Origin of the sequence: Nesterenkonia sandarakina (genome assembly GCF_013410215.1) — a bacterium.
GTDB lineage: Bacteria > Actinomycetota > Actinomycetes > Actinomycetales > Micrococcaceae > Nesterenkonia > Nesterenkonia sandarakina.
This window is the reverse complement of the sequence record NZ_JACCFQ010000001.1, coordinates 2,523,616-2,546,630: the sequence shown is the minus strand read 5'-3', so window position 1 is coordinate 2,546,630 and position 23,015 is coordinate 2,523,616. Positions and strand designations below refer to the sequence as shown.

Annotated in this window: 21 protein-coding genes, 1 tRNA gene and 1 other RNA gene; 14 read left to right on the top strand and 9 right to left on the bottom strand. The window is 67.7% G+C overall.

Annotated elements, in window-relative coordinates; translation table 11 throughout:
* Positions 1–105: 105 nt before the first annotated feature.
* Both gndA and HNR11_RS11685 read left to right on the top strand, forming a co-directional pair.
* Entirely contained in the window at positions 106–1,566 is a 1,461-nt protein-coding gene (gene gndA, locus HNR11_RS11690) for an NADP-dependent phosphogluconate dehydrogenase (RefSeq protein ID WP_179442492.1), read from the top strand.
* Positions 1,567–1,611: 45 nt separating this feature from the next.
* Complete coding sequence (locus tag HNR11_RS11685; protein ID WP_179442490.1) at positions 1,612–2,763, top strand: nitronate monooxygenase; 1,152 nt, start codon at positions 1,612–1,614, stop codon at positions 2,761–2,763.
* Positions 2,764–2,830: 67 nt separating this feature from the next.
* Here the strand turns inward: HNR11_RS11685 and epsC are convergent, their stop codons facing one another.
* From epsC to msrA, 3 genes are all read right to left on the bottom strand, one after another.
* Positions 2,831–3,418, bottom strand: coding sequence for a serine O-acetyltransferase EpsC (gene epsC, locus HNR11_RS11680; protein ID WP_058889141.1), 588 nt, complete (start codon positions 3,416–3,418; stop codon positions 2,831–2,833).
* A 145-nt stretch (positions 3,419–3,563) separates the two neighbouring features.
* A complete protein-coding gene (gene cysK, locus HNR11_RS11675; RefSeq protein ID WP_058889142.1) occupies positions 3,564–4,499 on the bottom strand; it encodes a cysteine synthase A in 936 nt (311 codons plus the stop codon).
* On the bottom strand, positions 4,499–5,053 hold the full coding sequence (gene msrA / locus HNR11_RS11670; RefSeq protein ID WP_179442488.1) for a peptide-methionine (S)-S-oxide reductase MsrA: 555 nt from the start codon (positions 5,051–5,053) through the stop codon (positions 4,499–4,501). Before msrA ends, cysK begins: the two co-directional genes overlap by 1 nt.
* A gap of 62 nt (positions 5,054–5,115) precedes the next feature.
* Here msrA and HNR11_RS11665 point away from each other — a divergent pair, with 62 nt between their 5' ends.
* The 3 genes from HNR11_RS11665 (at position 5,116) to HNR11_RS11655 (ending at position 8,677) form a co-directional block, all read left to right on the top strand.
* Positions 5,116–6,003, top strand: a complete 888-nt coding sequence (locus HNR11_RS11665) for a Nif3-like dinuclear metal center hexameric protein (protein WP_179442486.1) — start codon at positions 5,116–5,118, stop codon at positions 6,001–6,003.
* A 62-nt stretch (positions 6,004–6,065) separates the two neighbouring features.
* Complete coding sequence (locus tag HNR11_RS11660) at positions 6,066–6,518, top strand: reverse transcriptase-like protein (RefSeq protein ID WP_179442484.1); 453 nt, start codon at positions 6,066–6,068, stop codon at positions 6,516–6,518.
* Positions 6,519–7,051: 533 nt separating this feature from the next.
* Positions 7,052–8,677 carry a dihydroxyacetone kinase subunit DhaK gene (locus tag HNR11_RS11655; RefSeq protein ID WP_179442482.1) on the top strand — a complete coding sequence of 542 codons (1,626 nt, stop codon included), beginning with the start codon at positions 7,052–7,054 and terminating at the stop codon, positions 8,675–8,677.
* A gap of 295 nt (positions 8,678–8,972) precedes the next feature.
* Here the strand turns inward: HNR11_RS11655 and HNR11_RS11650 are convergent, their stop codons facing one another.
* A complete protein-coding gene (locus HNR11_RS11650) occupies positions 8,973–10,472 on the bottom strand; it encodes a glyceraldehyde-3-phosphate dehydrogenase (protein WP_179442480.1) in 1,500 nt (499 codons plus the stop codon).
* 146 nt (positions 10,473–10,618) lie between these two features.
* Positions 10,619–11,025, bottom strand: an RNA gene (gene rnpB, locus HNR11_RS11645) — RNase P RNA component class A.
* Between the two features lie 96 nt (positions 11,026–11,121).
* Between rnpB and HNR11_RS11640 the strand changes: the two genes are divergently transcribed.
* On the top strand, positions 11,122–11,931 hold the full coding sequence (locus tag HNR11_RS11640; protein ID WP_179442478.1) for a peroxide stress protein YaaA: 810 nt from the start codon (positions 11,122–11,124) through the stop codon (positions 11,929–11,931).
* Positions 11,932–11,992: 61 nt separating this feature from the next.
* The gene (ettA, locus tag HNR11_RS11635; RefSeq protein WP_058889147.1) at positions 11,993–13,675 is read left to right on the top strand and encodes an energy-dependent translational throttle protein EttA; all 1,683 of its coding nucleotides are present in this window, start codon (positions 11,993–11,995) and stop codon (positions 13,673–13,675) included.
* A 114-nt stretch (positions 13,676–13,789) separates the two neighbouring features.
* Here the strand turns inward: ettA and ssb are convergent, their stop codons facing one another.
* Positions 13,790–14,344, bottom strand: coding sequence for a single-stranded DNA-binding protein (gene ssb / locus HNR11_RS11630; RefSeq protein WP_179442476.1), 555 nt, complete (start codon positions 14,342–14,344; stop codon positions 13,790–13,792).
* A gap of 253 nt (positions 14,345–14,597) precedes the next feature.
* Between ssb and HNR11_RS11625 the strand changes: the two genes are divergently transcribed.
* From HNR11_RS11625 to HNR11_RS11615, 3 genes are all read left to right on the top strand, one after another.
* Positions 14,598–14,670: transfer RNA gene (locus HNR11_RS11625), tRNA-Arg, on the top strand.
* Between the two features lie 25 nt (positions 14,671–14,695).
* Entirely contained in the window at positions 14,696–16,129 is a 1,434-nt protein-coding gene (locus HNR11_RS11620; RefSeq protein WP_246310394.1) for a DUF2079 domain-containing protein, read from the top strand.
* A 76-nt stretch (positions 16,130–16,205) separates the two neighbouring features.
* Positions 16,206–17,492 (top strand): glycosyltransferase, encoded by a 1,287-nt coding sequence (locus HNR11_RS11615; RefSeq protein ID WP_179442474.1) that lies wholly within the window; start codon positions 16,206–16,208, stop codon positions 17,490–17,492.
* A gap of 8 nt (positions 17,493–17,500) precedes the next feature.
* Here HNR11_RS11615 and HNR11_RS11610 read toward each other — a convergent pair whose 3' ends face one another.
* The gene (locus tag HNR11_RS11610) at positions 17,501–18,538 is read right to left on the bottom strand and encodes an acyl-CoA thioesterase (protein WP_058889150.1); all 1,038 of its coding nucleotides are present in this window, start codon (positions 18,536–18,538) and stop codon (positions 17,501–17,503) included.
* A 105-nt stretch (positions 18,539–18,643) separates the two neighbouring features.
* Positions 18,644–19,180: a gluconokinase, GntK/IdnK-type gene (locus HNR11_RS11605; RefSeq protein ID WP_179442473.1), complete on the bottom strand. Its 537-nt coding sequence runs from the start codon at positions 19,178–19,180 to the stop codon at positions 18,644–18,646.
* Between the two features lie 187 nt (positions 19,181–19,367).
* Here HNR11_RS11605 and HNR11_RS11600 point away from each other — a divergent pair, with 187 nt between their 5' ends.
* Positions 19,368–20,066, top strand: a complete 699-nt coding sequence (locus tag HNR11_RS11600; protein WP_179442471.1) for an FCD domain-containing protein — start codon at positions 19,368–19,370, stop codon at positions 20,064–20,066.
* A 5-nt stretch (positions 20,067–20,071) separates the two neighbouring features.
* The gene (locus HNR11_RS11595; protein WP_179442469.1) at positions 20,072–20,776 is read left to right on the top strand and encodes a DUF8185 domain-containing protein; all 705 of its coding nucleotides are present in this window, start codon (positions 20,072–20,074) and stop codon (positions 20,774–20,776) included.
* A gap of 54 nt (positions 20,777–20,830) precedes the next feature.
* On the opposite strand, the gene HNR11_RS14115 is transcribed toward HNR11_RS11595, so the two are convergent.
* The gene (locus HNR11_RS14115; protein WP_179442467.1) at positions 20,831–21,442 is read right to left on the bottom strand and encodes a globin; all 612 of its coding nucleotides are present in this window, start codon (positions 21,440–21,442) and stop codon (positions 20,831–20,833) included.
* A 180-nt stretch (positions 21,443–21,622) separates the two neighbouring features.
* Between HNR11_RS14115 and HNR11_RS11585 the strand changes: the two genes are divergently transcribed.
* The gene (locus HNR11_RS11585; RefSeq protein ID WP_179442995.1) at positions 21,623–22,096 is read left to right on the top strand and encodes a ribose-5-phosphate isomerase; all 474 of its coding nucleotides are present in this window, start codon (positions 21,623–21,625) and stop codon (positions 22,094–22,096) included.
* Positions 22,097–22,099: 3 nt separating this feature from the next.
* The gene (locus HNR11_RS11580) at positions 22,100–22,963 is read left to right on the top strand and encodes an Fpg/Nei family DNA glycosylase (RefSeq protein ID WP_179442465.1); all 864 of its coding nucleotides are present in this window, start codon (positions 22,100–22,102) and stop codon (positions 22,961–22,963) included.
* Positions 22,964–23,015: the final 52 nt, after the last annotated feature.

Below are 23,015 nucleotides of genomic sequence, written 5' to 3'. Positions count from 1 at the left end.
CCGGGTGCACCGTGGACGGGGACCCGCATCGCTGCGGTCCGCGACCGATGCCCGTTCCGCACCGCGCCGTGAGGAACTCTGACTGACCTCGACGAAGGAGAATGCATGAGTGCCCATATCGGAGTGACCGGCCTGGCCGTCATGGGAGCCAATCTGGCTCGCAACCTGGCTCGCAACGGCTACACCGTCGCGCTGCACAACCGCTCGGTCGCCCGCACGGACGCCCTGCTGCAGGCCCACGGCGGAGACGGCGACTTCGTGCGCACCGAGACCCTCACCGAGCTCGTGGAGTCCCTGGAGCGACCCCGCCGGGTGCTGATCATGGTCCAGGCCGGCGCCCCGGTGGACTCCGTGATCGCTGACCTGGTGCCCCTGCTCGACGAGGGCGACATCATCATCGACGGCGGCAACTCCTTCTACGAAGAGACCCGCCGCCGCGAGGAGAGCCTGCGCGCGAAGAACCTGCACTTCGTCGGCGTCGGAGTCTCCGGCGGCGAAGAGGGCGCGCTGAACGGTCCCTCGATCATGCCCGGCGGCTCCAAGGAGTCCTACGACACCCTGGGCCCGATGCTGGAGAAGATCTCCGCGAAGTACAACGGCGAACCCTGCTGCGCCTGGATCGACACCGACGGCGCCGGGCACTACGTGAAGATGGTGCACAACGGCATCGAATACGCCGATATGCAGGTCATCGGCGAAGCCTTCGACCTGATGCGCTCCCTGGCCGGGATCGAGCCCCGCGAGCAGGCCGGCGTGTTCCGCGAGTGGAACACCACCGATCTGGCCTCCTACCTGATCGAGATCACCGCCGAGGTCCTGGAGCAGGAGGACGAGGTCACCGGTCGTCCCCTGGTGGACGTGGTCGTGGACTCCGCGGGTCAGAAGGGCACCGGCCGCTGGACCGCGATCTCCGGGCTGGAGGTGGGTTCCCCGGTCACCGCGATCGCAGAGTCCGTCTTTGCCCGCTCGATCTCCTCCCAGCGCGAGCTGCGCGCGGTCACCAACGCCACGTTCAGCGCCGGGATCGATGAGACGCTCTCGGCCACCGAGAAGTATGGCAGCGCTGAGGACCGGCAGGACTTCGTGGAGGATGTGCGCAAGGCGCTCTACGCCTCCAAGCTCGTCGCCTACGCCCAGGGCCTGGACATGCTGGTCGCCGCCGGCGAGGAGTTCGGCTGGGACCTGGACCTGAAGGCCATCGCCTCGCTCTGGCGCGCCGGCTGCATCATCCGCGCCGATCTGCTGGACACCATCATGAAGGCTTACGACGCGCCGAAGGATCAGCAGCCCAAGAACCTGCTGCTGGCCCCGGAGTTCAACGAGGCGATCAACGAATGCCTCCCCGCCTGGCGGCGCGTGGTCGCCGCCGCGGCGACCTACGGCGTTCCCGCCCCGGTGTTCTCCTCCTCGCTGTCATATTACGACAGCCTGCGCCGGGACCGGCTCCCGGCCGCGCTGACCCAGGGTCTGCGCGACTACTTCGGCGCGCACACCTATAAGCGCGTGGACAAGGAAGGCACCTTCCACACCCAGTGGTCCGGTGACCGCAGCGAGATCGACGCCTGACCCGCTGGGTCCAAGGACTGACTCCGAACATGCGGAGCTGACCCGATGAGCACCAGGACGGCCGGTCTGCTCGCCTCGGTCGGCGCCACGATTCCCGTGGTGGCCGCCCCGATGGCCGGCGGACCGAGCCGTCCTGAGCTCGTTCTGGCCGCTGCTGCAGCCGGAGGAGTGGGATTCCTCGCCGCGGGGTACAAGAGCCCCGAGGACCTCAGGGTCCAGATCCAGCAGGTGCAGCGCGCCACCCCACGCTTCGGGGTGAACCTCTTCGTACCGAACCAGGTCCCGATCGAGCCTGCGGAGCTGGATCGACACCGCGCCGCGGTCCAGCGCTGGCTGAGCGATCATGCCCGGACCGGCGGAGACTGGGCGGGCGAGGTGGAGCTGCCAGAGATCAACAGCCTCGCCGGAGTGATCAGAGCTACCGGGGCCCCGGCAGTCGACGAAGCCCCTGCAGTCACCGCAGCACCCGCAGAGGTCTGGGATGACTTCTGGGAGCAGAAGCTTCAGGTGCTGGAGGCCGATCCGGCGCCACTGATCAGCCTGACCTTCGGACTGCCCTCCGCGCGGGACCTCGCACGGCTGCAGGCCACCGGGGCCAGGGTGCTGCAGACCGTGACCTGCGTCGCGGAGGCTGAGAGCGCTGCCCGAGCCGGGGTGGACGGGCTGATCGTCCAGTGCTCCTCCGCCGGGGGCCACTCCGGGACCTGGACCCCGCGGAAACCACCCGCGGAGGTGGGCCTGCTCGAGCTGCTTCACGCCATCTCGTCCCGCACCGAACTGCCGCTCTGGGCCGCCGGCGGGATCGCCGATGCCGCCGGAGTCCGTGCCGCCCTGCACGCCGGGGCGCAGGCTGCGGTGCTGGGCACCGCGCTGCTGCGCTGCCCCGAGAGCGGGACGCATCCGGCGCACCAGCAGGCCCTGGCTGATCCTCCGGGGGTGCCGGAGACCACCCTGACGACGGCGTTCTCAGGCCGTCCGGCGCGAGCGCTGCGTAACAGCTTCACCGACGCGCTGACCACGTCGGCGCCGTCGGGCTTTCCGGCCCTGCACCAGCTCAGCGCCGGACTGCGCCGAGCGGCGGGTGCCGCCGCAGACCCGCACGGGCTCAATCTCTGGGCCGGAACCGGGTTCGCCGCGGCGCGGCCGGACCCGGCCGGTGAGGTGATGCGCCGCCTGGCGGGCGACCACCGGGTCTAGCGCGCAGGGCCTCTGGTCAGCGATCGGAGTCTCTGGGGCTTGAAGCCGCGGCCACGGCTGAGAACCTTCAGATGAAGATGGCCGGGTCCAGTGCGTACTCTGCGGGGTCCACGTGGGGCTTGCGCTCGGCCACACCGCGCTGTCGCGCCTTGGCCGGGACCCCGGTGAGGATGGAGTTCGGCGGGGAGGACTTCACCACCACGGCGTTGGCGCCCACGGCGGAGCCGGCACCGATCTCCACGGGTCCGATGACCTTGGCCCCGGCACCGACGACCACGCCGTCGCGCAGGGTGGGGTGGCGCTTGGTCTGTTCCAGGGAACGTCCACCGAGGGTGACTCCCTGGTAGAGCATGCAGTCGTCACCGATCTCGGCGGTCTCCCCGATGACCACACCCATGCCGTGGTCTATGAAGAAGCGCCGCCCGATCTGCGCACCAGGGTGAATCTCGATGCCGGTGAGACCACGGGTCAGCTGGGAGAGCGCGCGCGCCGGGGTCTTCAGGGGGCGGCGCTGCCACATCTTATGGGCGACCCGGTAGGACCAGACCGCGTGCAGGCCGGAATAGACCAGCACCACCTCGGCGGTGCTGCGCGCGGCGGGGTCATGTTCGCGTGCGGCTTTGATGTCCTCACGCAGACGCTTCAGTGGGCCCAAGGTGGGTCAACCTCTTTCAAGGGTTCAAACAGCACGAGTTGAGCTGCACGATTCGGACAGCAGGGATCTGGCGGTCTCGGTGATGGCCGAGTCCCCGCGGCGGGCGGCGATCAGCTTGCTCGCTCGCCGCGGGGACTCAACCGTCTCAGCCGCGGATGTCTTCGTAGAGCAGCGTGGAGATGTAGCGCTCACCGAAGTCACAGGCGACGGTGACGATGAGCTTGTCCCGGTTCTCCTCCCGGGAGGCCAGCTCCAGCGCCGCCGCGACGTTGGCGCCGGTGGAGATGCCCCCGAGGATGCCCTCGTGGGTGCCGAGGTCGCGGGCGCAGCTGACGGCCTTCTCGAGGTTGGCCTGGTAGACCTCGTCGTAGATCCCCTGGTCCAGGATGTCAGGGACGAAGTTGGGACCGATGCCCTGGATCTTGTGCGGTCCGGCGGTGCCGCCGGAGAGGATCGGGGAGTCCTCGGGCTCCACGGCCACCAGGTGGATCCCGGGCTTGTACTCCTTGAGTCGGCGTCCGGCGCCGGTGATGGTGCCGCCGGTGCCGATGCCGGCGATGAAGACGTCCACTTCGCCGTCGGTGTCCCGCCAGATCTCCTCGCCGGTGGTGCGGTAGTGCACGGCCGGGTTGGCCTCGTTGGCGAACTGCCGGGCCCAGATGGAGTTCTCGGTCTCCTCCACGATGGACTTGGCCCGCTCCACCGCGCCGCGCATGCCTTCCGCGCCGGGGGTCAGCACGATCTCGGCGCCATAGGCGCGCAGCATCACGCGACGCTCGGTGGACATGGTCTCGGGCATGGTGAGCACCACGCGGTAGCCGCGTGCCGCCCCGACCATGGCCAGGGCGATCCCGGTGTTGCCCGAGGTGCCTTCCACGATGGTGCCGCCGGGCTTGAGCATGCCCGAGTCTTCGGCGGCGTCGACGATGGCGGCGCCGATGCGGTCCTTGATGGAGCTGGCGGGGGAGTAGAACTCCAGCTTCATCGCGATGTTGCCCGGGAGGTCCGCGCCCAGGCGGTTCAGCCGCACCAGGGGGGTGTTGCCGACCGCCTGTGTGATGTTCTCAAGAATCTTCGCCATTAGTGGGTGGACCTTTCTTCCTCGGGTTTCAACCATGAAGCATAGTCTCTGCGGAGTTTCGCGACCTTGGGGTCGATGATGACTTGACAGTATCCGACATCGGGACGCTGGGCGTGGAAGTCCTGGTGGACCTCCTCGGCCTCGAAGACCCGGCCCAGTGGTTCCAGCGTGGTCACGATGGGACGGTCGAAGGAGGCCTGGGCGTGGGCGATCGCGGCGGAGAACTCCTCGCGCTGGGCGTCGTCGGTATAGAACATCGCCGAGCGGTACTGGGTGCCGACGTCGTAGCCCTGCCGATTCAGCGAGGTCGGATCATGACTGGAGAAGAAGACGCTGTAGAGGACCTCGTCGGGCAGCACCTCAGGGTCGTAGCTGATCTCCACGGCCTCTGCGTGGCCGGTGCCGCCGGAGGCGACAGCCTCGTAGATGGCCGGTCCGGAGCCCCCGGTGTAGACGCTGCGCACATGGTGGACTCCGCGCAGTCGGCGCGCGAGGGAATCCAGGCACCAGAAGCAGCCGGCGGCGAGCACCACGGTCTTGAGAGAGTTGTCCATGGCCAGCACAACCGTCCGTGTCCCAGGCTCTATTCCTGAACCGGAACCTGTAGAAATGAGTCATGTCGCCCAGCCCCGCCCAGCATGCAGACGAGACCACTACCGAATCCCAGGTGCCGACCCTTCAAGAAGTGCTGGACACCGCGGAGGAGCTCTGGCCGCGGTCGCTGGCGGAGAACTGGGACGCCGTGGGTCTGGTGACCGGGCGGCGTGACGCGCTGGTGCGCAGGATCCATTTCGCGGTGGACCCGGTGCGCCCGGTGATCGAGGAGGCCGCCAGCTCCGGAACCGATCTGCTGATCACCCACCATCCGCTGCTGCTGCGCGGTGTCACCTCGGTGGAGGCCGGGCAGTTCAAGGGAGAGATGGTGCACCGGCTGATCGAATCCGGCTGCGCTCTGCTGACGGCTCATACCAACGGGGACTCGGCGATCGGCGGGGTCAACGACGTCCTCGCCGGAGCGCTGGGGATCGAGGACACCATGCCGCTGACCCCGGCTCAGGAGGGCCTCTCCACCGAGGGGCTTGGGCGCATCGGGACGCTTCCGGAGCCGTTGACGCTGGGGGAGTTCGCCGCCCGGGTGTTCTCGGTCCTGCCTTCTGTGGCCGGCGGGGTCCGCGTGGCCGGGGATCGCGATGGGCTCATCCAGCGTGTGGCGCTGTGCGGCGGCGCCGGGGACTCGCTGCTGGGGACTGCGGCCGAGGCCGGGGCTGATGTCTTCCTGACCGCAGATCTGCGGCACCACCCGGCCTCGGAGGCCAGAGAGGCCGCGGGGGAGGAGCGTCCCTATCTGATCGACGTCTCACACTTCGCCTCGGAGTGGCTCTGGCTGCCCACCGCAGCGCAGGCGCTGCACCAGGCGCTGACCGATCGCGGCTACGATGTGGAGGTTGCCGTGAGCGGCATCAACACCGACCCCTGGGACTTCGTGCTCACCCCGGGCCACTGAGCCGCCTGCGGGGCTCGCTGTTTGAGATTCAAGACCTGTACTGACCTGAAGGTGCGTGAGCCATGACCACTTTGTTCGTCGAGGCCGACGGCGGAAGCCGCGGCAATCCCGGAATCGCCGGCTCCGGCGCCCTGGTCCGCAATGAGGCGGGGCAGATCCTCGCCACCAAGGCCACCCCGCTGGGGAAGGCGAGCAACAACGTCGCCGAGTACACCGGGCTCATCGAGGGACTGCGGCTGGCCCGCGATCTGGACCCGGAGGCGTTCGTGGAGGTCAAGCTGGACTCCAAGCTGGTGGTGGAGCAGATGAGTGGGCGCTGGAAGATCAAGCACGAGGACATGAAGCGCCTGGCCGCAGAGGCCTCCACCATCCTGCCACCGACTCAGGTGCGCTACACCTGGATCCCGCGCAAGGACAACGGCGACGCCGACGCCCTGAGCAACGAGGCGATGGACGCCTCCGCCGCTGGGACCGAATGGGACCCGAGTAGGAGTCGGATCCGCCCGGTGGGCTGAACCTCCCACGTCCGGCGCAGCTCAGCTGGAGTGCTGAGGAGCACCAGAACAGGCCGCACAGACCACTGGATCCAGATTCGAACCAGGGGGCCGCAATCGTCAGCATCCCCGTGACAGGCAACCTGAGTCGAACTGGGTTCGAATGACCCAATGATAGTGACAGTTTGAACTGTCACCTATCGCTGCGACAGTCCCCTCTGGCGGATACCGTCAACGGCTGCGCCAAGGCCGCACTGATCCAAGGACCCGTGCTCGCTGGGCGATGCTCGCGACGCTGCGTCCAGCTTGGAGCAGGTCCAGCACTCGTCGCGGGAGCTCCGCGGGGCAGCCTGTGCACCCCATCTGGTCCTACTGCGCTCAGGACATACAGAATCCTGAAATCCGGACTCCTCGGAAGCCTGGACATACCCGTGCATGCATGGAAACCCAGGGCGGTTCAGCGATTGCAATGTGTTACGCTTCACAATCTATCGCTGGTGTATCACATCCAAACGCCAGACGCGCATGCTCAACGACACAAGTAGGGGAGCGCTATGCCGTTCTACAACACTCGTGAGACCTTGGTGCCCGAGATGCTTTCGGCCATGACGCACATTCTTGAATTAGAAGAACTTGAGACTTCGGAAGGCACAACAGTTCTCGTTGGAGCTTCCTCACAGCGAGATCCATCTCGCGTCGCTGTCATCTCAGGTGGTGGGTCCGGTCATGAGCCCGCCCATGCCGGGTTCATTGGCGAGGGAATGCTGGATGCGGCCGTGCCCGGCGCAATCTTCTCCTCTCCCTCAGTGACCTCTGTGCTTGAGGCTATCCGACATGTCTCCGGTACGGCAGGGTGCCTGCTGGTGGTCAAGAATTACACCGGTGATCGACTGAGCTTTGGACTTGCTGCTGAGCGCGCGCGTCAGGAGGGCTACGAGGTCGAAACCGTCCTGGTTGCGGATGATGTGGCACTCCCTGGCTTCGAGCAGCCGCGAGGTCTAGCCGGCACGGTATTGGTGCACAAAGTGGCGGGAGCCGCGGCGTCGATGGGCAAGGATCTCACCGAGGTGGCAGAAGCTGCGCGCCAGGCGGCGGGGTCGATTCGGACCATCGGACTGGCGCTTGGACCGGTTCAGTTGCCAGGCGACGCACCTGATCTCGAGCGTGGGGCCGAACTGGGCATGGGGATCCATAACGAACCTGGCGCGAAAACCATCTCTGTTGACAGTGCTGCCGACGCGGTCGCACGGGCTCTCGAGAGTCTGGAGATCGACGCTGAGTCCGAGTCCATGGTGCTTATGCTCAACGACCTCGGAGGTTGTTCGGTACAGGAGGGCCTTGTTCTCACTCACGAACTGATTCGCCAGATTGGTCCGAACCGAATTGCGCGCTTCATCGGACCGGTGAGGGCCATGACATCTCTTGGAATGCAAGGTTTCTCCGTCACGGCCATGTCTGCAGACGACGCCCTGGTAGCTGCACTGGAGAGAGCGACTGCTGCCCCTGCTTGGATGGCCCCGAAGAAGGTCAAAGAATCGCCTCGCCGGGTGAAAAGCAGGCAGGAGGAGCAACGAAGTGCACCTATGGAGGTTTCCTCCGGAAATTATATTGAAGAGAGGGTCCGACAGGGCTGCTTGACTCTGATCGAGATGAAGGCGGTACTCGACGACCTTGACAGGTCCACCGGAGACGGCGATGCGGGAACAACATTCCGTGCGGGGGCCGAAGCTGTTCTCGCGGACCTTGATGCGGGCACGCTGGGATTCGCAGACCCTGCCGCGGGGATGAACCGCGTAGCAACAATCCTTGAAACCCGAATGGGCGGCTCATCGGGAGTTCTTCTTGCGATACTCACAACCGCAATGTCAGAGGCGTTGGCCCGAGACGCTGACTGGGCAGACGCTTTAGGTGCCGGGCTCAACGCGATGATGCATCATGGCGGCGCCGAAGAGGGACACTCAACCATGGTCGACGCCATTGCCCCAGCGCTCAGGGCCTTGGAGGCGGGTGGCAGCCTGGTGGAAGCCGCCCGAGACGCGGAAGCAGGTGCACGCGGAACGGCCGAATTTGCAGCGCGGGCCGGTCGAGCCGCGTACGTTCCTGAAGCCGCCTCGATCGGCGCTGAAGACGCGGGAGCCAAAGCAGTTGCCGCCCTTCTCACCGCTATCAGCAAGAACTGAAGAGTCTTCACACTCGAGCGTGAAGTTCTGCTCGATGGCTGTGTTCCTACTGCGAGCGACGGCCTAGAGCCCCACACCCGCCTGTCATCGGCTGCTCGACCGTTTTCGCGACAGGCGCCGGGGACGCCCGCAATCCATGCACTCGGCATCCGCAAGCCTCGGTCTGACACGCGGGTCCAGGTGTTCCATGAGGGACTGGGCAGCCTCTCAGACCAGGACGACGACGGCGACCCACCCCGAGGAGGGGAGGGTCGCCGTCGTCGTCTTCAGGCTTGGACGCGTGCCGGTTCGGCGCTCAGCGAGCCGCCGCGGTGGCGCCGTTGTTCACCGAGGCGTCGCGCGGCTGCACCTTGGGGTACTTCACCGGGGCGCTGCCGGTCATGTGCTCGAGCACCCGGACCACCTGGGCGGAGTATCCGAACTCGTTGTCGTACCAGACGTAGAGGATCGCCTGTTTGCCGTTGACGATGGTCGCCAGACCGTCCACGACCCCCGCCGCCCGGGTGCCTACGAAGTCGGTGGAGACCACCTCGGCGGAGTCGATGTAGTCCACCTGCTTGTGCAGCGGGCCCTCCAGGGATTCACGCCGCAGGAACCGGTTGAGCTCCTCCTTGGTGGTCTCCCGTTCCAGCTCCAGGTTCAGGATCGCCATCGAGACGTCCGGGGTCGGGACTCGAATGGCGTTGCCGGAGAGCTTCCCGGCGAGCTGAGGCAGCGCCTTGGCCACCGCCTTCGCGGCGCCGGTCTCGCTGATCACCATGTTCAGCGCCGCCGAGCGACCGCGCCGTTCACCCGGGTGGAAGTTATCGATCAGGTTCTGGTCATTGGTGTAGGAGTGCACCGTCTCCACATGGCCGTGGTCGATCCCGTAGGCCTCGTCCATCAGCTTGGCCACCGGGGTGATCGCGTTGGTGGTGCACGACGCCGCGGAGATGATCGTGTCCTCCGAGCTGATCTGGTCCTGGTTGACCCCGAAGACGATGTTCTTCAGGTCCCCCTTGCCCGGAGCGGTCAGCAGCACCCGGGAGACGCCCTTGGCCTGCAGGTGCTGGCTGAGCCCCGCCTCATCGCGCCAGCGCCCGGTGTTATCCACCACTACGGCATTGCTGATCCCGTGGGCGGTGTAATCCACTGCGGCAGGGTCCGAGGCGTAGATGACCTTGATGAAGGTGCCGTTGGCGATGATCGCCTGGTTCTCCTCATCCACCCGGATGGAGCCTTCGAAGGGTCCGTGGACCGAATCCCGTCGCAGCAGCGAGGCGCGCTTGGCGAGGTCATCCTCAGCGCCCTGGCGCACCACGATCGCGCGCAGCCGCAGCCCGGAGGCGGAGGATGCGTTGCCCACGATGATTCGGGCCAGCAGTCGACCGATCCGTCCGAAGCCGTAGAGCACGACGTCGCGCGGCTCGATCATGCCCTCGCCGCCGCGGCCGATCACCTCGGCGAGCTCTTCACGCAGGAAGGTGTCCATGTCCCCGGTGGCGGAGTAGGCGGAGTTCCGGTAGCGGGAGTTCAGCCGGGCCACGTCGATGCTGGCGGCACCGAGATCAAGGGTGGTCAGTGCCTGCACCAGGGGCAGCGTCTGGGAGACCGGAAGCTCGGTCTCGTCGACCTGGCGGGCGAAGCGGTGGGCCTTGATGATCTCGATGGCGGACCGGTTGACCAGTCGGCGACCGTAGATCCCGGTGACCACATTGTTCTCTCGGTAGAGCTTGCCCAGCAGAGGGATCATGGCCTCGGCCTGGGACTCTCGGTCGATCCAGCTGCGCAGTTGTTCGTCTGCTTCAGTGGTCATTATTGGACGTGTCCTCACTCGTCTAGACGTCGTTGTCTACGTGGACCCATCGGGTGCTCGGTTCTGGCGAACACCGCGATGTGTCCGTAGGCGAGTCTAGCCGAACCGGGCTGGCTCGGCGCCGGAGGGCACGGGGGAGTGGGTGGGGGACGGGTCGGTCGATAAGCCGGGTTCTGTCGGCCACGGTGATTGCTCACCGAGGCGGACCATCATCCATCTGGGCCTCGTGTTGCCACGGACCTCAAGCGGTCAACCCGGATGCTCAGGCGGGCAGCCCTCAAACACATCCTGTTCGACCTTGCACCGGATGGGGTTTGCCTAGCCGCCCCAGTCACCTGGGGCGCTGGTGGTCTCTTACACCGCCGTTTCACCCTTACCAGCGACGACGAGCGCCGCCGGCGGTCTGTTTTCTGTGGCACTGGCCTGCGGGTCACCCCGAGTGGGCGTTACCCACCATCCTGCCCTGTGGAGCCCGGACTTTCCTCGGCCCGAGGCAGTTATCCGCCGTCTCCGGCGGGCCTCAGTCTCGAGCCGCGATGGTCTGACCGACCCGTCCCGGACCACCATGCTACGGGATTCAACCCCGGACTCCGCGCCCAGCGGCGCAACCCGGGCGATGACGCGCAGGAGCCCTTGCTAGCCTTGCCCGGTGCTGATCTTCCTGCCGCCCTCCGAGGGCAAGACGCCTCCGGCCGATCCCGGCGCCCCGCCGATGGACCTGGACCGCCTCACCCTGCCCGAGCTCGAGACCGCACGCCGCACCGTGATGGATGCGCTGATCCAGATCAGCGGCACGGAGCAGGCACGCGAGGTCCTCGGCGTGGGGGAGAAGGTGATGCCGCAGGTACGCGCCAATACCGAGCTGGCGCATGCTCCCGCGGCGCCGGCGCATGCGATCTACACCGGGGTGCTCTTCGAGGCGCTGGACCCCGCCTCGCTGAGCGCCGAGCAGCTGGAGCGGGCCTCCCGGCAGGTGCTGATCTTCTCGGGCCTGTTCGGGGTGACGTCACTCACCGATGAGATCCCCGCCTACCGACTCTCCATGGGGGTGGCTCTGAGCGCACCCGGAACCGGTCAGGGCCCCGGCGCCGCGCCGGCGCACTCCGCGCCCGGGCGGCTGGGCCGCTTCTGGAAGAGCGCCCTGCACCAGCCGCTGTCCGAGCTCATCGGGGATCAGCTGGTCGTGGACTGCCGTTCCAGCTCCTACGCCCAGGCGCACCGGCCTGCGCCGGAGCAGACCCTGATGGTCAACGCCTTCACCGAGCGGGAGGGTCAGCGCAAGGTCATCACGCACTTCGCCAAACATGCCCGCGGCCTGCTTGCGGGAATGTTGCTGCGCGCCGACGGAGCAGAGCCTGGAACCATCGACGACGTCGCCGAGCTCGCCTCCCAGCGGTGGCGGGTGGAGCTGCGCCCCGCCACCGGGCGCTCCCCGCACCAGCTGGACCTGATCGACTGAGGACCAGCGGGCCGCGAGGCCCATTAGCAGATTCTCCGCCCCGCCGACTAGCCTGGGGACCATGGCAGAGTTTATTTACACGATGATCAGCGCCCGCAAGAAGGTGGGCGACAAGGTCATCCTCGATGACGTCACCATGTCCTTCTACCCCGGCGCCAAGATCGGCGTCGTCGGTCCCAATGGTGCCGGCAAGTCCACCATCCTCAAGATCATGGCCGGGCTCGACGAGCCCTCCAACGGCGAGGCACGTCTGTCCCCGGGGTACTCCGTGGGCATCCTGATGCAGGAGCCGGCCTTGAACGAGGACAAGTCCGTCCTGGGCAACGTCCAGGAGGGTGTCGGTGAGATCTACGGGAAGCTGCAGCGCTTCAATCAGATCTCCGAGGAGATGGCCAACCCGGACGCCGACTTCGACGCCCTGATGGCGGAGATGGGAACCCTGCAGGAGGCCATCGACGCCGCCAATGCCTGGGACCTGGATTCGCAGCTGGAGCAGGCCATGGATGCGCTGCGCTGCCCGCCCCCGGAGGCTGACGTCAGCGTGCTCTCCGGTGGTGAGCGCCGCCGCGTGGCGCTGTGCAAGCTGCTGCTCTCCAAGCCGGACCTGCTGCTGCTCGATGAGCCCACGAACCACCTCGACGCTGAGTCCGTGCTCTGGCTCGAGCAGCACCTTGCCGACTATGAGGGTGCCGTGCTCGCCGTGACGCACGATCGCTACTTCCTGGATCACGTCGCCCAGTGGATCTGTGAGGTCGACCGCGGTCGCCTCTACCCCTATGAGGGCAACTACTCCACCTATCTGGAGAAGAAGCAGGCTCGTCTGAAGGTCCAGGGCAAGAAGGACGTCAAGATGGCGAAGCGACTCTCCGAGGAGCTGGAGTGGGTGCGCTCCAACGCCAAGGGCCGCCAGACCAAGTCCAAGGCCCGTCTGAACCGCTACGAGGAGATGGCCGCCGAGGCCGAGCGCACCAAGAAGCTCGACATGGACGAGATCCAGATCCCACCGGGTCCGCGCCTGGGCACCCAGGTGATCGAGGCCGAGAACCTGCAGAAGGGCTTCGACGACCGTCAGCTCATCGACGGGCTGTCCTTCTCGCTGCCGCGCAACGGCATCGTCGGAGTGATCGGCCCCAACGGCGTCGGCAAGTCCACGTTGTTCAAGACCATCGTGGGCATGGAAGAGCTCGACGGCGGCAAGCTCGCTGTGGGCGACTCCGTGAAGCTCTCCTACGTCGATCAGTCCCGTGCCGGGATCGATCCCGATAAGAGCCTGTGGGAGGTCGTCTCCGACGGGTTGGACTTCATCCACGTCGGCGCTGTGGAGATGTCCTCGCGGGCCTATGTCTCGGCCTTCGGGTTCAAGGGACCGGACCAGCAGAAGAAGGCCGGCGTGCTCTCCGGCGGTGAGCGTAACCGGTTGAACCTTGCGCTGACGCTGAAGCAGGGCGGTAACCTGCTGCTTCTCGATGAGCCCACCAACGACCTCGACGTGGAGACCCTGGGCTCCTTGGAGAACGCGCTGCTGGACTTCCCCGGCTGCGCCGTGGTCATCTCGCACGATCGCTGGTTCCTGGACCGTGTGGCCACCCACATCCTGGCCTGGGAGGGCACCGATGAGGACCCTGCCAACTGGTACTGGTTCGAGGGCAACTTCGAGTCCTACGAGCAGAACAAGGTGGAGCGCCTCGGTGACGACGCGGCCCGCCCGCACCGGGTGACCCACCGCAGGCTCACCCGCGACTGAGCGTCGCAAGGCTCAGCCACACTGACCGGCCCGCCTGCGGACACCACCTCGGTGTCCGCAGGCGGGCCGAGTCGTTCCCCCTGAGGGCGAGTCCCTGGGACACCGCGCACCGGCTCAGAACGGGGCCTTCTCCGTCTCTCGCGCCTCCTCGGTGCTCGGGCTGTGCTCCGAGTCCCCCGAGTCGGAGGAACTGGCGGCTACGCCCCAGACCGAGTCCGCGGCCGAGCTTGGGGACTCGCCCGATGACTCACCCGCGGTCTCCGCGTGTTCCCCGGTCCCGCCGCGGGAGCTGTCCTCCCCGGAGCTGGACCCGCCCAGTCGGGTGAAGGACCCCGAGCCGAAGGTCAGGTCATGGCCCACCGCCTCGGCGTCGATCTCCACCGAGGTCCCGCGCTGACCCTTCTCGTTCTCCCACTGCCGCACGCGCAGCCGACCCGTCACCAGCACCGGGTCTCCTTTGCTCAGGCTGCTCTTCACGTTCTGGGCCAGCTGCCGGAAGGCCGAGACCGTGTACCAGTTGGTCTCCCCGTTCACCCAGCGTTCGGTCTTGCGGTCATAGCGCCGAGGAGTGCACCCCAGACGGAAGTTCGAGATCGGCAGTCCCTGGGGCGTGATGAACTCGTCCACCTCGCCGCCGAGGAATCCACGCACCGTGATCGTCTCGCTCATTGTTCTGCTCCATCTCTGTCACGGCCGGTCATGGACGGCACGGCGTGCCCAGCCCCGCCGCGGGCCGTGGCAGTCGGGGACGGGGTCCGCTCAGTCTTCGCGCTGCGGACTCCCGGTCGCGGATCCGCTGCTCGGGTGTGCACAGCCCGAGAACCGGTGGCGTGTCGCACCGATCTGGGGAAAAGCCCGCTGTCCTGAGCAGGTAGACTCTCTGCCTGGACCTGCTCAGGATGCTGAGACTCTGCGTGTCCACGCCTCGGTAGCTCAGGGGATAGAGCAGCGGCCTTCTAATCCGCCGGTCGGGGGTTCGAATCCCTCCCGGGGCACTTGTCCACATCGCATAGACTCCAGATGGCCGCCGTCATGACGGCGGCCGCTGTGCTGTATCTGCTCCACTCCCTGCTGCGCTTCCGCAACTTCGAGGCCAAGGGCTACGACCTGGGCATCTTCGACCAGGCGGTCCGCCAGTACGCGCTGTTCAAGGCCCCGATCGTGCCGATCAAGGGTGAGGACTTCCACCTGCTGGGAGATCACTTCCACCCCATCATCGCCGCCTTCGCGCCGCTGTATTGGATCTGGGACGACCCCCGGGTGCTCAACATCGGCATGATCGCGCTGCTGGTCTCCACCGCCCTGCCGGTCTACCTGGTGGTGCGCCGGTGGTTCAGTCACCTGCCCGCGCTGCTCGCCGCCGTCGCCCTGCTGCTCTTCTGGCCCTTCCAGGCACTGGTGAACTGGGACTTCCACGAGATCGCCTTCGGCGTCCCGCTCATCGCGTGGGTGATCTGGGCCATCGAGCGCCAGCGGATGTGGCTGGCGGTGGGTCTGGGTGCCGTGCTGCTGCTGGTGCGCGAGGACATGGGCGTGACGCTGATCGCGCTGGCGCTGGTCTTGGCGTTCAAGCGCGCCTGGCTGCCCGCCCTGGTGACCGCCGCCCTGGGCGTCTTCGGCTACTGGTTCGCGGTGGAGCTTGTGATTCCGCACTTCTCCGCGGCCGGGGAGTTCGGTTACTGGGAGTTCACCGCTCTGGGCCCCAGCGCCGGCGCGGCGATGCTGTTCCTGCTGACCCAGCCCTGGAACGCCGTCGTGATCCTCTTCGATGACCCGGCCAAGGTGGGACTCTGGGCGCTGCACTTCCTGCCGCTGCTGCTGCTGCCCTTCGCCTCGCCCTATGTGATCCTCGGCGCACCGATTCTGCTCTCCCGGCTCTTCAACGACCGGGCCAACGTCTGGTCGGTGATCTACCAGTACGACGCGATCCTGGCGCCGATCTTCCTGCTCGCCGGGTTCGACGTCGCCCGCCGGATGATCGCACGGTGGCCTCGGCTGCGACCGCTGAGCGTGGGACTTCCCGTCACGGTCATCACGGTGGGCCTGGTGGGCACTCTCGCGTTTCCCGGCGTCTTCCCGCTGCAGCGCACCGTGACCGGGGACAACTGGACCATGGGGGAGCGGGCGTTGGCCCACCAGCAGGTCACCGACGCGGTGCCCGATGGGGTCTGTGTCGAGGCCGCGGACACCGCGGTGCCACATCTGGTGGACCGCACCTCGGTGGGACTCAACGGAACCACCGATGAAGACGCGCTGACCTGGATCATCATCGATGACACCGTGGAAGAGCTGGGCGGGTCGAACCCGTTGAGCCCAGAAGAGGCCTTCGCCCGGGCTGAACGGCTGGGCTTCGAGCCGGTCATCGAGGACGCCCAGGGTCTCTGGCTGCTGCACCGAGACGCACCGGCGAGCAGCGCTGCGACGCAGGATTGTGCGGAATACCTGCGGCGATGACCGCGCTGTAGCATAAGGATCGAACCACCCACCCCTCAGCCGCGCCGCGATGTCGCGCGGCGTCATGGAGAGCCACATGTCCACCGACTGCGTCCCTGCGGAGGTCTGCGGACCCGCGCAGACCGGCTTGGACCCGGCGCGCGTGGTCATGGTCAGTCTGCACACCTCCCCGCTCGCCCAGGCCGGGAACCGGGACGCCGGCGGGCTCAACGTCTACGTCAACGCGCTCAGCGCCGCGCTCGCCCAGGCAGGCCTCACGGTGGACATCGTCACCAGCGACGTCGATGCCGAGCACGCGGCGGACTCCGATGGCGTCACGGTGTTGGAGGACGGCCGGCGGGTGCACACCCTCGCCGTGGGAGAGCCGACGCGGTCGCAGAAGGCGCTGTTATACGAGCAGGTCGACGCGCTGGCCACCCGTGCGGTGCGCAGCCTGCAGTCGGTGGACGGCAGCCAGGTCAGCACGATCCATTCGCATTACTGGATCTCCGGACTCGCCGGGATCCAGCTGGCCCAGGCGCTCTCGGCCCCCCTGGTGCACACCATGCACACGATCGCCGCGGTGAAGCAGGAGCTCGACCCTGCGGCCCAGGAGAGCCCACGGCGCAGGCACGCCGAAGCCGGGATCGCGCGGGCGGCCGATCTGGTCACCGCGAACACCGAGCGCGAGGCCGCCGACCTGCAACGGATCTTCGGCCTGGAGGTGGACTCCATCGCCCTGGTGCGCCCCGGCGTCGACCTTGAGGTGTTCCGGCCTCCGGCGGGGATCGATCCCCGGTCCGGGCCGCTGCGTGAGCGTCCCCTGCGGCTGGCCTTCGCCGGCCGGCTCCAGCCGCATAAAGGTCCGCAGGTCGCGGTGGAAGCCCTGGGGGAGCTGCGCAGAATGATGCCCGAGGTGCCGGTGCAGCTGATCGTGGCAGGAAGTCAGAGCGGCGAGGACGTGCTGGACCTGGCGGCCCTCGCGGCGCAGGCCGGAGTCGCCGACGCCGTGCAGGCGATGGCTCCGCTGCCTCACCAGGAGCTCGCGGAGCTCTTCCGGAGCAGCGATGCGGTGCTGGTGCCCTCCTTCAGCGAGTCCTTCGGGCTGGTCGCCTTGGAAGCGATGGCCTGCGGCACCCCGGTGCTCGCCCACGACGTCGGCGGGCTCTCCGCGCTGATCACGCATCGCCGCAGCGGCCGCCTGATCCCCAGTCTGGACCCGAAGCTGTGGGCCGAGCAGATGCGCTGGCTGGTGCTGCACCGGCGCGCATGGAGCCGCTACAGCGCGACGGCGGCCACCCTCGCCGGCGCCTACTCCTGGCAGGCCACGGCAGCGGCCAGCCTGCAGGCCTACCGCAGCGTCCGCCTGCTCACCAGCCGCTGAGCGTCGACTCAGGTCTCCAGGTAGCGCGAGGACCAGGTCTGCGCGTACTTCTTGTTGATCGCCCGGGTGGCCCGGGAGCTGTGCACCAGGGTCTGCTGCATCTTCTCGGAGAGCTTCGGTCGCAGACCCTCCGGCGGACGCACCATGCCCTCCTGGGCGACTGAGGCGACCAGGGCACCATTGCGGCTGTAGATCGAACCCTGCGCCAGCCCCCGGGCGTTCTGAGCGCTGGGACTCTGCTGGACGTAGAGCAGCCACTCGTCGGCGCGGGCATCCCGATGCCACCACATGGCGTGGTCCAGGGACGCCACCTTCATCTCCGGCTTGGCCCAATAGAGCCCGTGACGCCGCAGGATCGGTTCCAGCAGCGTGTAGTCGGAGGCGTAGAGGATCGCCGCCCGGTGGATGTTCGGGTCATCGGGCAGCGGAGCCTTGGTCTTGAGCCAGACCGCGCTGGTCGCGTGGGCATCCTGATCCGCCTCGAGATAGATCGGGCGGTCCACATGACGGATGTCGAAGGGACGTCCATGCGCCCATTCATGCACGATCGGATGCTTGACGTGCCCCACCAGCTCCTGCGGGGGTGCCAGATCCTCGGGGTCGGGGACACCCTGAGGCATCCGGCGCTGGTGGGAGACCCCGGAGGAGGGGCGCTGGAAGGACGCGATCATCGAGAGGATCGGGATCCCGTCCTGATACGCCTGGCTGCGTCGCGCCGAGAAGGACCCGCCGTCGCGCAGCCGCTCCACAGAGACCTGGATCGGCTTGTTCGCGTCGCCGGGGCGCAGGAAATACCCGTGCACGGAGTGGATCAGACGGTCGGAGTCCACCGTGGACATCGCCGCAGTCGCCGCCTGGGCGAGGACCTGTCCGCCGAAGACCCGCCAATAGGCCTGTTTGAACACCGGACCCAGGAAGTGATCCTCCGCGCCGCGGCCGGCGGCGGCTTCGGCATCCTCAGGGTCAAGGTGCTGCAGCTGCAACATGTCCACGAGCTGCTGCACCGAGTCATCGGCGGCGGGCACCTCGTAACGGCGGTCAGGCATGCGACGTCCTTTCGGGCGCGGAGAGGATCAGATTCCTCCACTCTATCGGCCCACCGGCCGCCTGTCGGGGTGCCAGGTCAGATCAACACACCGCGCGCCGATGACTCATGAAGGATCGGGCTTCCCGGTGATCTCGGGCGTGCTGCTTCCGTCGGTGGTGGCGCTGGTCTCGGCGCTGAGCCAGGCGCGGGCTGCTGCCAGGAGAGCCTCCACCGTGGAGTCATTGGCGAGCACGATGCCGTCTTCGTCCGGGTCGAGCGCTTCCAACGTGCTCAGCTGGGACTCCAGCAGCGCCGGGGGCATGAAGTGGCCGCTGCGGTGGGCCAGTCGGGTGTTCAGCCGGGGGATCTCCACGTCGACGTGGAGGAAGACCACGCGCCCGCGGGCGCTGCGCAGCACATCGCGGTAGCTGCGGCGCAGTGCAGAGCAGGTGATCACACTGCCGGTCTCCGCCTGAGCGGACATCCAGTCGCGCAGGGCGTCGAGCCAGGGCCAGCGATCCTCATCGGTCAGCGGTGTCTGGGACGCCATCTTGGCGATGTTCTCGGGCGGATGGAACTCGTCTGCCTCGGCCATCGGCAGGTTCAGCTCGGCGGCCAGGGCCGCCGCCAGGGTGGACTTCCCGGAACCCGATACCCCCATGACCACGAGGTGACAGGGGAGAGCGTGTGCACTCCGGCTAGGCTGAGGTGGAGGGTTCGTCATCGAATTCTTTCCAGCTGGGGGATGGTTCCGGCGCTCCCTGTGACGGGGACCACGTCTCCACTAAGATAACACCTTTCCACCTGAAAGGTGTGATGTTTATGTCTGTGTGCACCAAGGAGGCTCTGTGGCGAACCCTTCCGTAGCCCGCGTGGGTCGGGATGCGATCTCGGAGACCCTCGGGCGCGAGATCGTGGACGGGGCGCACGAAGCCGGCGCTGTGTTCACCCTGGAGTCGCTGCAGCAGCGCTTCGGCGTCTCACGCACCGTGGCCCGGGACAGCGTCAAAGTGCTCGAGTCCCACGGCCTGCTCTACTCCAAGCGTCGTATCGGTCTGGTCGTGACTGCCGCCGAGAACTGGGACGTGATGTCGCCTGCGGTGATCAGCTGGCGGCTCGCCTCAGCCGCCGCCCGCGAGGCCTTCATCGAGCTCACCCAGCTGCGCATCGCTGTGGAGACCGAGGCGGCAGCCCTGGCCGCCACCGGCCGCACCGAGGTCCAGGCGCACCAGATGCTGGATCTCGCCGCCACCATGCGGCGGCTGGGGGAGTCCGAGCAGCTCAGTGAGTTCATCCAGGCCGACATCGCCTTTCACCGGCTGATGCTTCGGGCCGGAGGCAATTCCATGTTTGCGGCACTGGCCGAAGTCGTCGCCGAGGTGCTCACCGGACGGACCAAGCACGGCCTGATGCCCACCCGTCCGATGCCCGAGGCACTCGACGCCCACGACGGCGTCGCCCGAGCGATCGCGGACAAGGACCCGCGCGAGGCCCGCCGGTACATGGAGATCCTGGTCGATGAGGTGCGCTCCGCTCTGGAAGAATGAGCGCCATGACTGACTCGCTGCGATTCGCTGAAGCCGTCTCGCTCCAGGACCTCTCCACCTATATCAAGCGCGCCCGCCGCATCCAGGAGCAGGGGATCCGCCTGCAGGCCGTGGGCCAGGTCCTGGCCGCCTGGGTGCCGGTGATGACCCCGGGTTCGCTGCTGAGCCAGCTGCCCGCCGTGCTGGGGCTGCGCACCGTCGCCCTGGCCGAGGACTCCCGCGCCGATGTCACCGCAGAGCTCAGCTCGATCAGCGAACGGATCGCCCGGATGAACCCCGCCGAGACCGAGCTGGCGCTCCCGCCGAGCCGGCTCAGCGTGCCCTGGGCGGCGGTCACGCCGCCACGCTCGGGCTGGGACCCGCTGGGCAGCCTGCGCGATGACCACCTGCGCGCCCAGGCCCAGTCCGGGATCACCCAGATCACGCAGGCCGTTCCGACCACGGCGGGCGCCGCCGTCGTCGAGCAGGTCCGAGAACAGGTCTGGGGCGCAGAATTGCAGGTTGATGCCGATGCCGCCGCCGAGGCGCAGCCGCTGCAGGACGCCGCCATCCCGGCCGGCGCGGCCTTCGGCGCCCACGCCTTGAACTTCCTCGCCCCGGAGGGCGCGGGGGGAAGCACCGCGGTGCATCGCCGCGGCCGCTGGATCCGGCTGAGCTCCCAGGGCGGCTACATCCTGTGCCGCAGCACCCGGGAGCCGGCCACGCTGTGAGCGAAGCGGCACTCTGCAGGTCAGCTGTTGACTCGGGTTCGCTGCTGACTCAGCTCAGCTGTTGACCATCGAGTGCGCGGCGCGCTCCAGGTAGTCCCACAGGATCTGCTCGTGCAGCGGGGAGAGCTCGGCGGCGTCCACCCCGGCGCGCATGAATTCCAGCCACTTGTCCCGGGCCTGGGCATCGACCGCGAACGGCATGTGCCGCATCCGCAGCCGAGGATGCCCGCGCTGCTCCTGGTAGGTGCGCGGTCCGCCCCAATACTGCTCCAGGAACATCAGCAGCCGATCCTTCGCCGGCTGAAGGTCCGCCTCGGGATACATCGCCCGGAAGTCCTCATCCTCGGCGACATGGTCGTAGAAGACCTCGACGATCGTGGCGAAGGTCTTGCGTCCGCCGACGGCATCGTAGAAGCTCTGCTGTTCCGCGCCTGAGGGTCCCGGGTTGGGCTGCTCGGGGTTTGGCTGCTCCGGGTTGGCCGGCTCAGAGGTGGTCTGTGCTGGAGTGGAGGGCGTCGCGGCCGCCTGGTCTGTGCCCGGGCGGCCGGGAAGTCCGGAGACCTGGGAGGGCGGACGGCCCACCGGGCGCACGGTGGCGATCGGAGCTCCGAGTCGGTTCGAGAACTTCGGGAGCTCGCGGGCGGGCTGGGGCTCTTCTGCAGACATGTTCCTCCTCTGGCGCGGTGCAGGGTGCAACGATACTCGTTCGCGCCGTGTTCCCCGCGAGCCCCGGTCCGCCGGGCGGTCCGCGCCGGCACCCACGGGCTCCCCGTAGGATTGTCCCCGGCACCTGGCCCGAAGCGTCCTCGCCCCCGAAAGGTCTGAGAAGAGATCATGGTAGACAGCATGGAAGTCCACATCGCCACCGATCACGCCGGAATGGAGCTCTCCGCCCACCTGGTGGAGCACCTGCGTGGTCTCGGCTACACGCTCATCGATCACGGGCCGCGCGAGTATGACGCCCTGGATGACTACCCGGCGTTCTGCATCCGCGCCGCTGAGGCCGTGGTGGCCGCTCGCAGCGCCGGGAGGAACGCGCTGGGCATCGTGCTGGGCGGTTCCGGCAACGGTGAGCAGATCGCGGCGAACAAGGTCACCGGCGTCCGGGCCGCACTGGCCTGGAACCACGACACCGCGGTGCTGGCGCGCGAGCACAACGACGCCAACGTGGTCGCCCTCGGTGGTCGCCAGCACAGCCTTCAAGAGGCCACCGGGATCGTTGAGGCCTTCCTCGGCGCGGACTTCAGCGGCGATGATCGCCACGCGCGCCGGATCGGGAAGATCGGCCACTACGAACGCACCCGCGAGATCCTCGACTGATCCATGCCTGAAGGCCATACCCTCCACCGGCTCGCCGCGCAGATCAACACGGTCTTCGTGGGCCGCCCGTGGCGGGTCAGCTCCCCGCAGGGACGCTTCACCGCCGGCGCGCAGCGACTGGACGGGCAGACCCCGGAACATGCCGAGGCCTGGGGCAAGCACCTCTTCGTCCACCTCGGGCCGGAGATCTGGCAGGTCCATTTGGGGCTCTACGGCGCCTTCAGCTTCCGCGGGGACGCGGACTTCGCGGCGGAGACCAGCATCGGAGCCCCACGCGCCGCGGCGGTGACCTTCGAGCCGCACTACGACGCCGAGGGCTGGCTCGTCCCGGAACCGCCCAAGGGTGCGGTCCGAGCCAGCATCAGCGCCCGGCACGGCTGGGCGGACCTCCGGGGACCCGCCACCTGCGCGGTGCTTCAGCTCGCGGACTACGAGAAGGTCATCGGCCGTCTGGGTCCGGACCCGCTGCGCCAGCCGCAGACCGACACGACCCCGCGCAAGGACTTCCTGCGCAACCTCAGCCGGCGCAGGATCAGCATCGCCGCGGCCCTGATGGACCAGGCCGTGATCGCCGGCGTCGGCAACATCTACCGGGCCGAGTCCCTGTTCCTGGAGCAGCTGGATCCGCACACGCCGAGCAACCAGCTGGACCCCGAGCGCGCCGCAGCCCTCTGGGACCGGCTCAGCGAGCAGCTGCGCGACGGCGTGGCCGAGGGTCGGATCCGCACCGTGCGCACCGGCGGCTCCCGTCGGCACTGGGTGTATAAGCACCAGGGGACCGGGTGTCCGCGCTGCGGGACCCTCATCGCGGCGGCGGAGCTGCAGGGCCGTCGGCTCTACTGGTGCCCGGGGTGTCAGCGGGACTGATCCGGCACCGCAGGCCCCAGAGTCTTCGGCGGGATCAGTTCCGCCGGGGTTC

Excerpts from the sequence above, each read along its gene's own strand:
- gndA (WP_179442492.1), top strand. The coding sequence starts at position 106 with ATGAGTGCCCATATCGGAGTGACCGGCCTGGCCGTCATGGGAGCCAAT.
- HNR11_RS11685 (WP_179442490.1), top strand. The coding sequence starts at position 1,612 with ATGAGCACCAGGACGGCCGGTCTGCTCGCCTCGGTCGGCGCCACGATT.
- cysK (WP_058889142.1), bottom strand. The coding sequence starts at position 4,499 with ATGGCGAAGATTCTTGAGAACATCACACAGGCGGTCGGCAACACCCCC.
- msrA (WP_179442488.1), bottom strand. The coding sequence starts at position 5,053 with ATGGACAACTCTCTCAAGACCGTGGTGCTCGCCGCCGGCTGCTTCTGG.
- HNR11_RS11665 (WP_179442486.1), top strand. The coding sequence starts at position 5,116 with ATGTCGCCCAGCCCCGCCCAGCATGCAGACGAGACCACTACCGAATCC.
- HNR11_RS11660 (WP_179442484.1), top strand. The coding sequence starts at position 6,066 with ATGACCACTTTGTTCGTCGAGGCCGACGGCGGAAGCCGCGGCAATCCC.
- HNR11_RS11655 (WP_179442482.1), top strand. The coding sequence starts at position 7,052 with ATGCCGTTCTACAACACTCGTGAGACCTTGGTGCCCGAGATGCTTTCG.
- HNR11_RS11650 (WP_179442480.1), bottom strand. The coding sequence starts at position 10,472 with ATGACCACTGAAGCAGACGAACAACTGCGCAGCTGGATCGACCGAGAG.
- ettA (WP_058889147.1), top strand. The coding sequence starts at position 11,993 with ATGGCAGAGTTTATTTACACGATGATCAGCGCCCGCAAGAAGGTGGGC.
- ssb (WP_179442476.1), bottom strand. The coding sequence starts at position 14,344 with ATGAGCGAGACGATCACGGTGCGTGGATTCCTCGGCGGCGAGGTGGAC.
- HNR11_RS11620 (WP_246310394.1), top strand. The coding sequence starts at position 14,696 with ATGGCCGCCGTCATGACGGCGGCCGCTGTGCTGTATCTGCTCCACTCC.
- HNR11_RS11615 (WP_179442474.1), top strand. The coding sequence starts at position 16,206 with ATGTCCACCGACTGCGTCCCTGCGGAGGTCTGCGGACCCGCGCAGACC.
- HNR11_RS11610 (WP_058889150.1), bottom strand. The coding sequence starts at position 18,538 with ATGCCTGACCGCCGTTACGAGGTGCCCGCCGCCGATGACTCGGTGCAG.
- HNR11_RS11605 (WP_179442473.1), bottom strand. The coding sequence starts at position 19,180 with ATGGGGGTATCGGGTTCCGGGAAGTCCACCCTGGCGGCGGCCCTGGCC.
- HNR11_RS11595 (WP_179442469.1), top strand. The coding sequence starts at position 20,072 with ATGACTGACTCGCTGCGATTCGCTGAAGCCGTCTCGCTCCAGGACCTC.
- HNR11_RS14115 (WP_179442467.1), bottom strand. The coding sequence starts at position 21,442 with ATGTCTGCAGAAGAGCCCCAGCCCGCCCGCGAGCTCCCGAAGTTCTCG.
- HNR11_RS11585 (WP_179442995.1), top strand. The coding sequence starts at position 21,623 with ATGGAAGTCCACATCGCCACCGATCACGCCGGAATGGAGCTCTCCGCC.
- HNR11_RS11580 (WP_179442465.1), top strand. The coding sequence starts at position 22,100 with ATGCCTGAAGGCCATACCCTCCACCGGCTCGCCGCGCAGATCAACACG.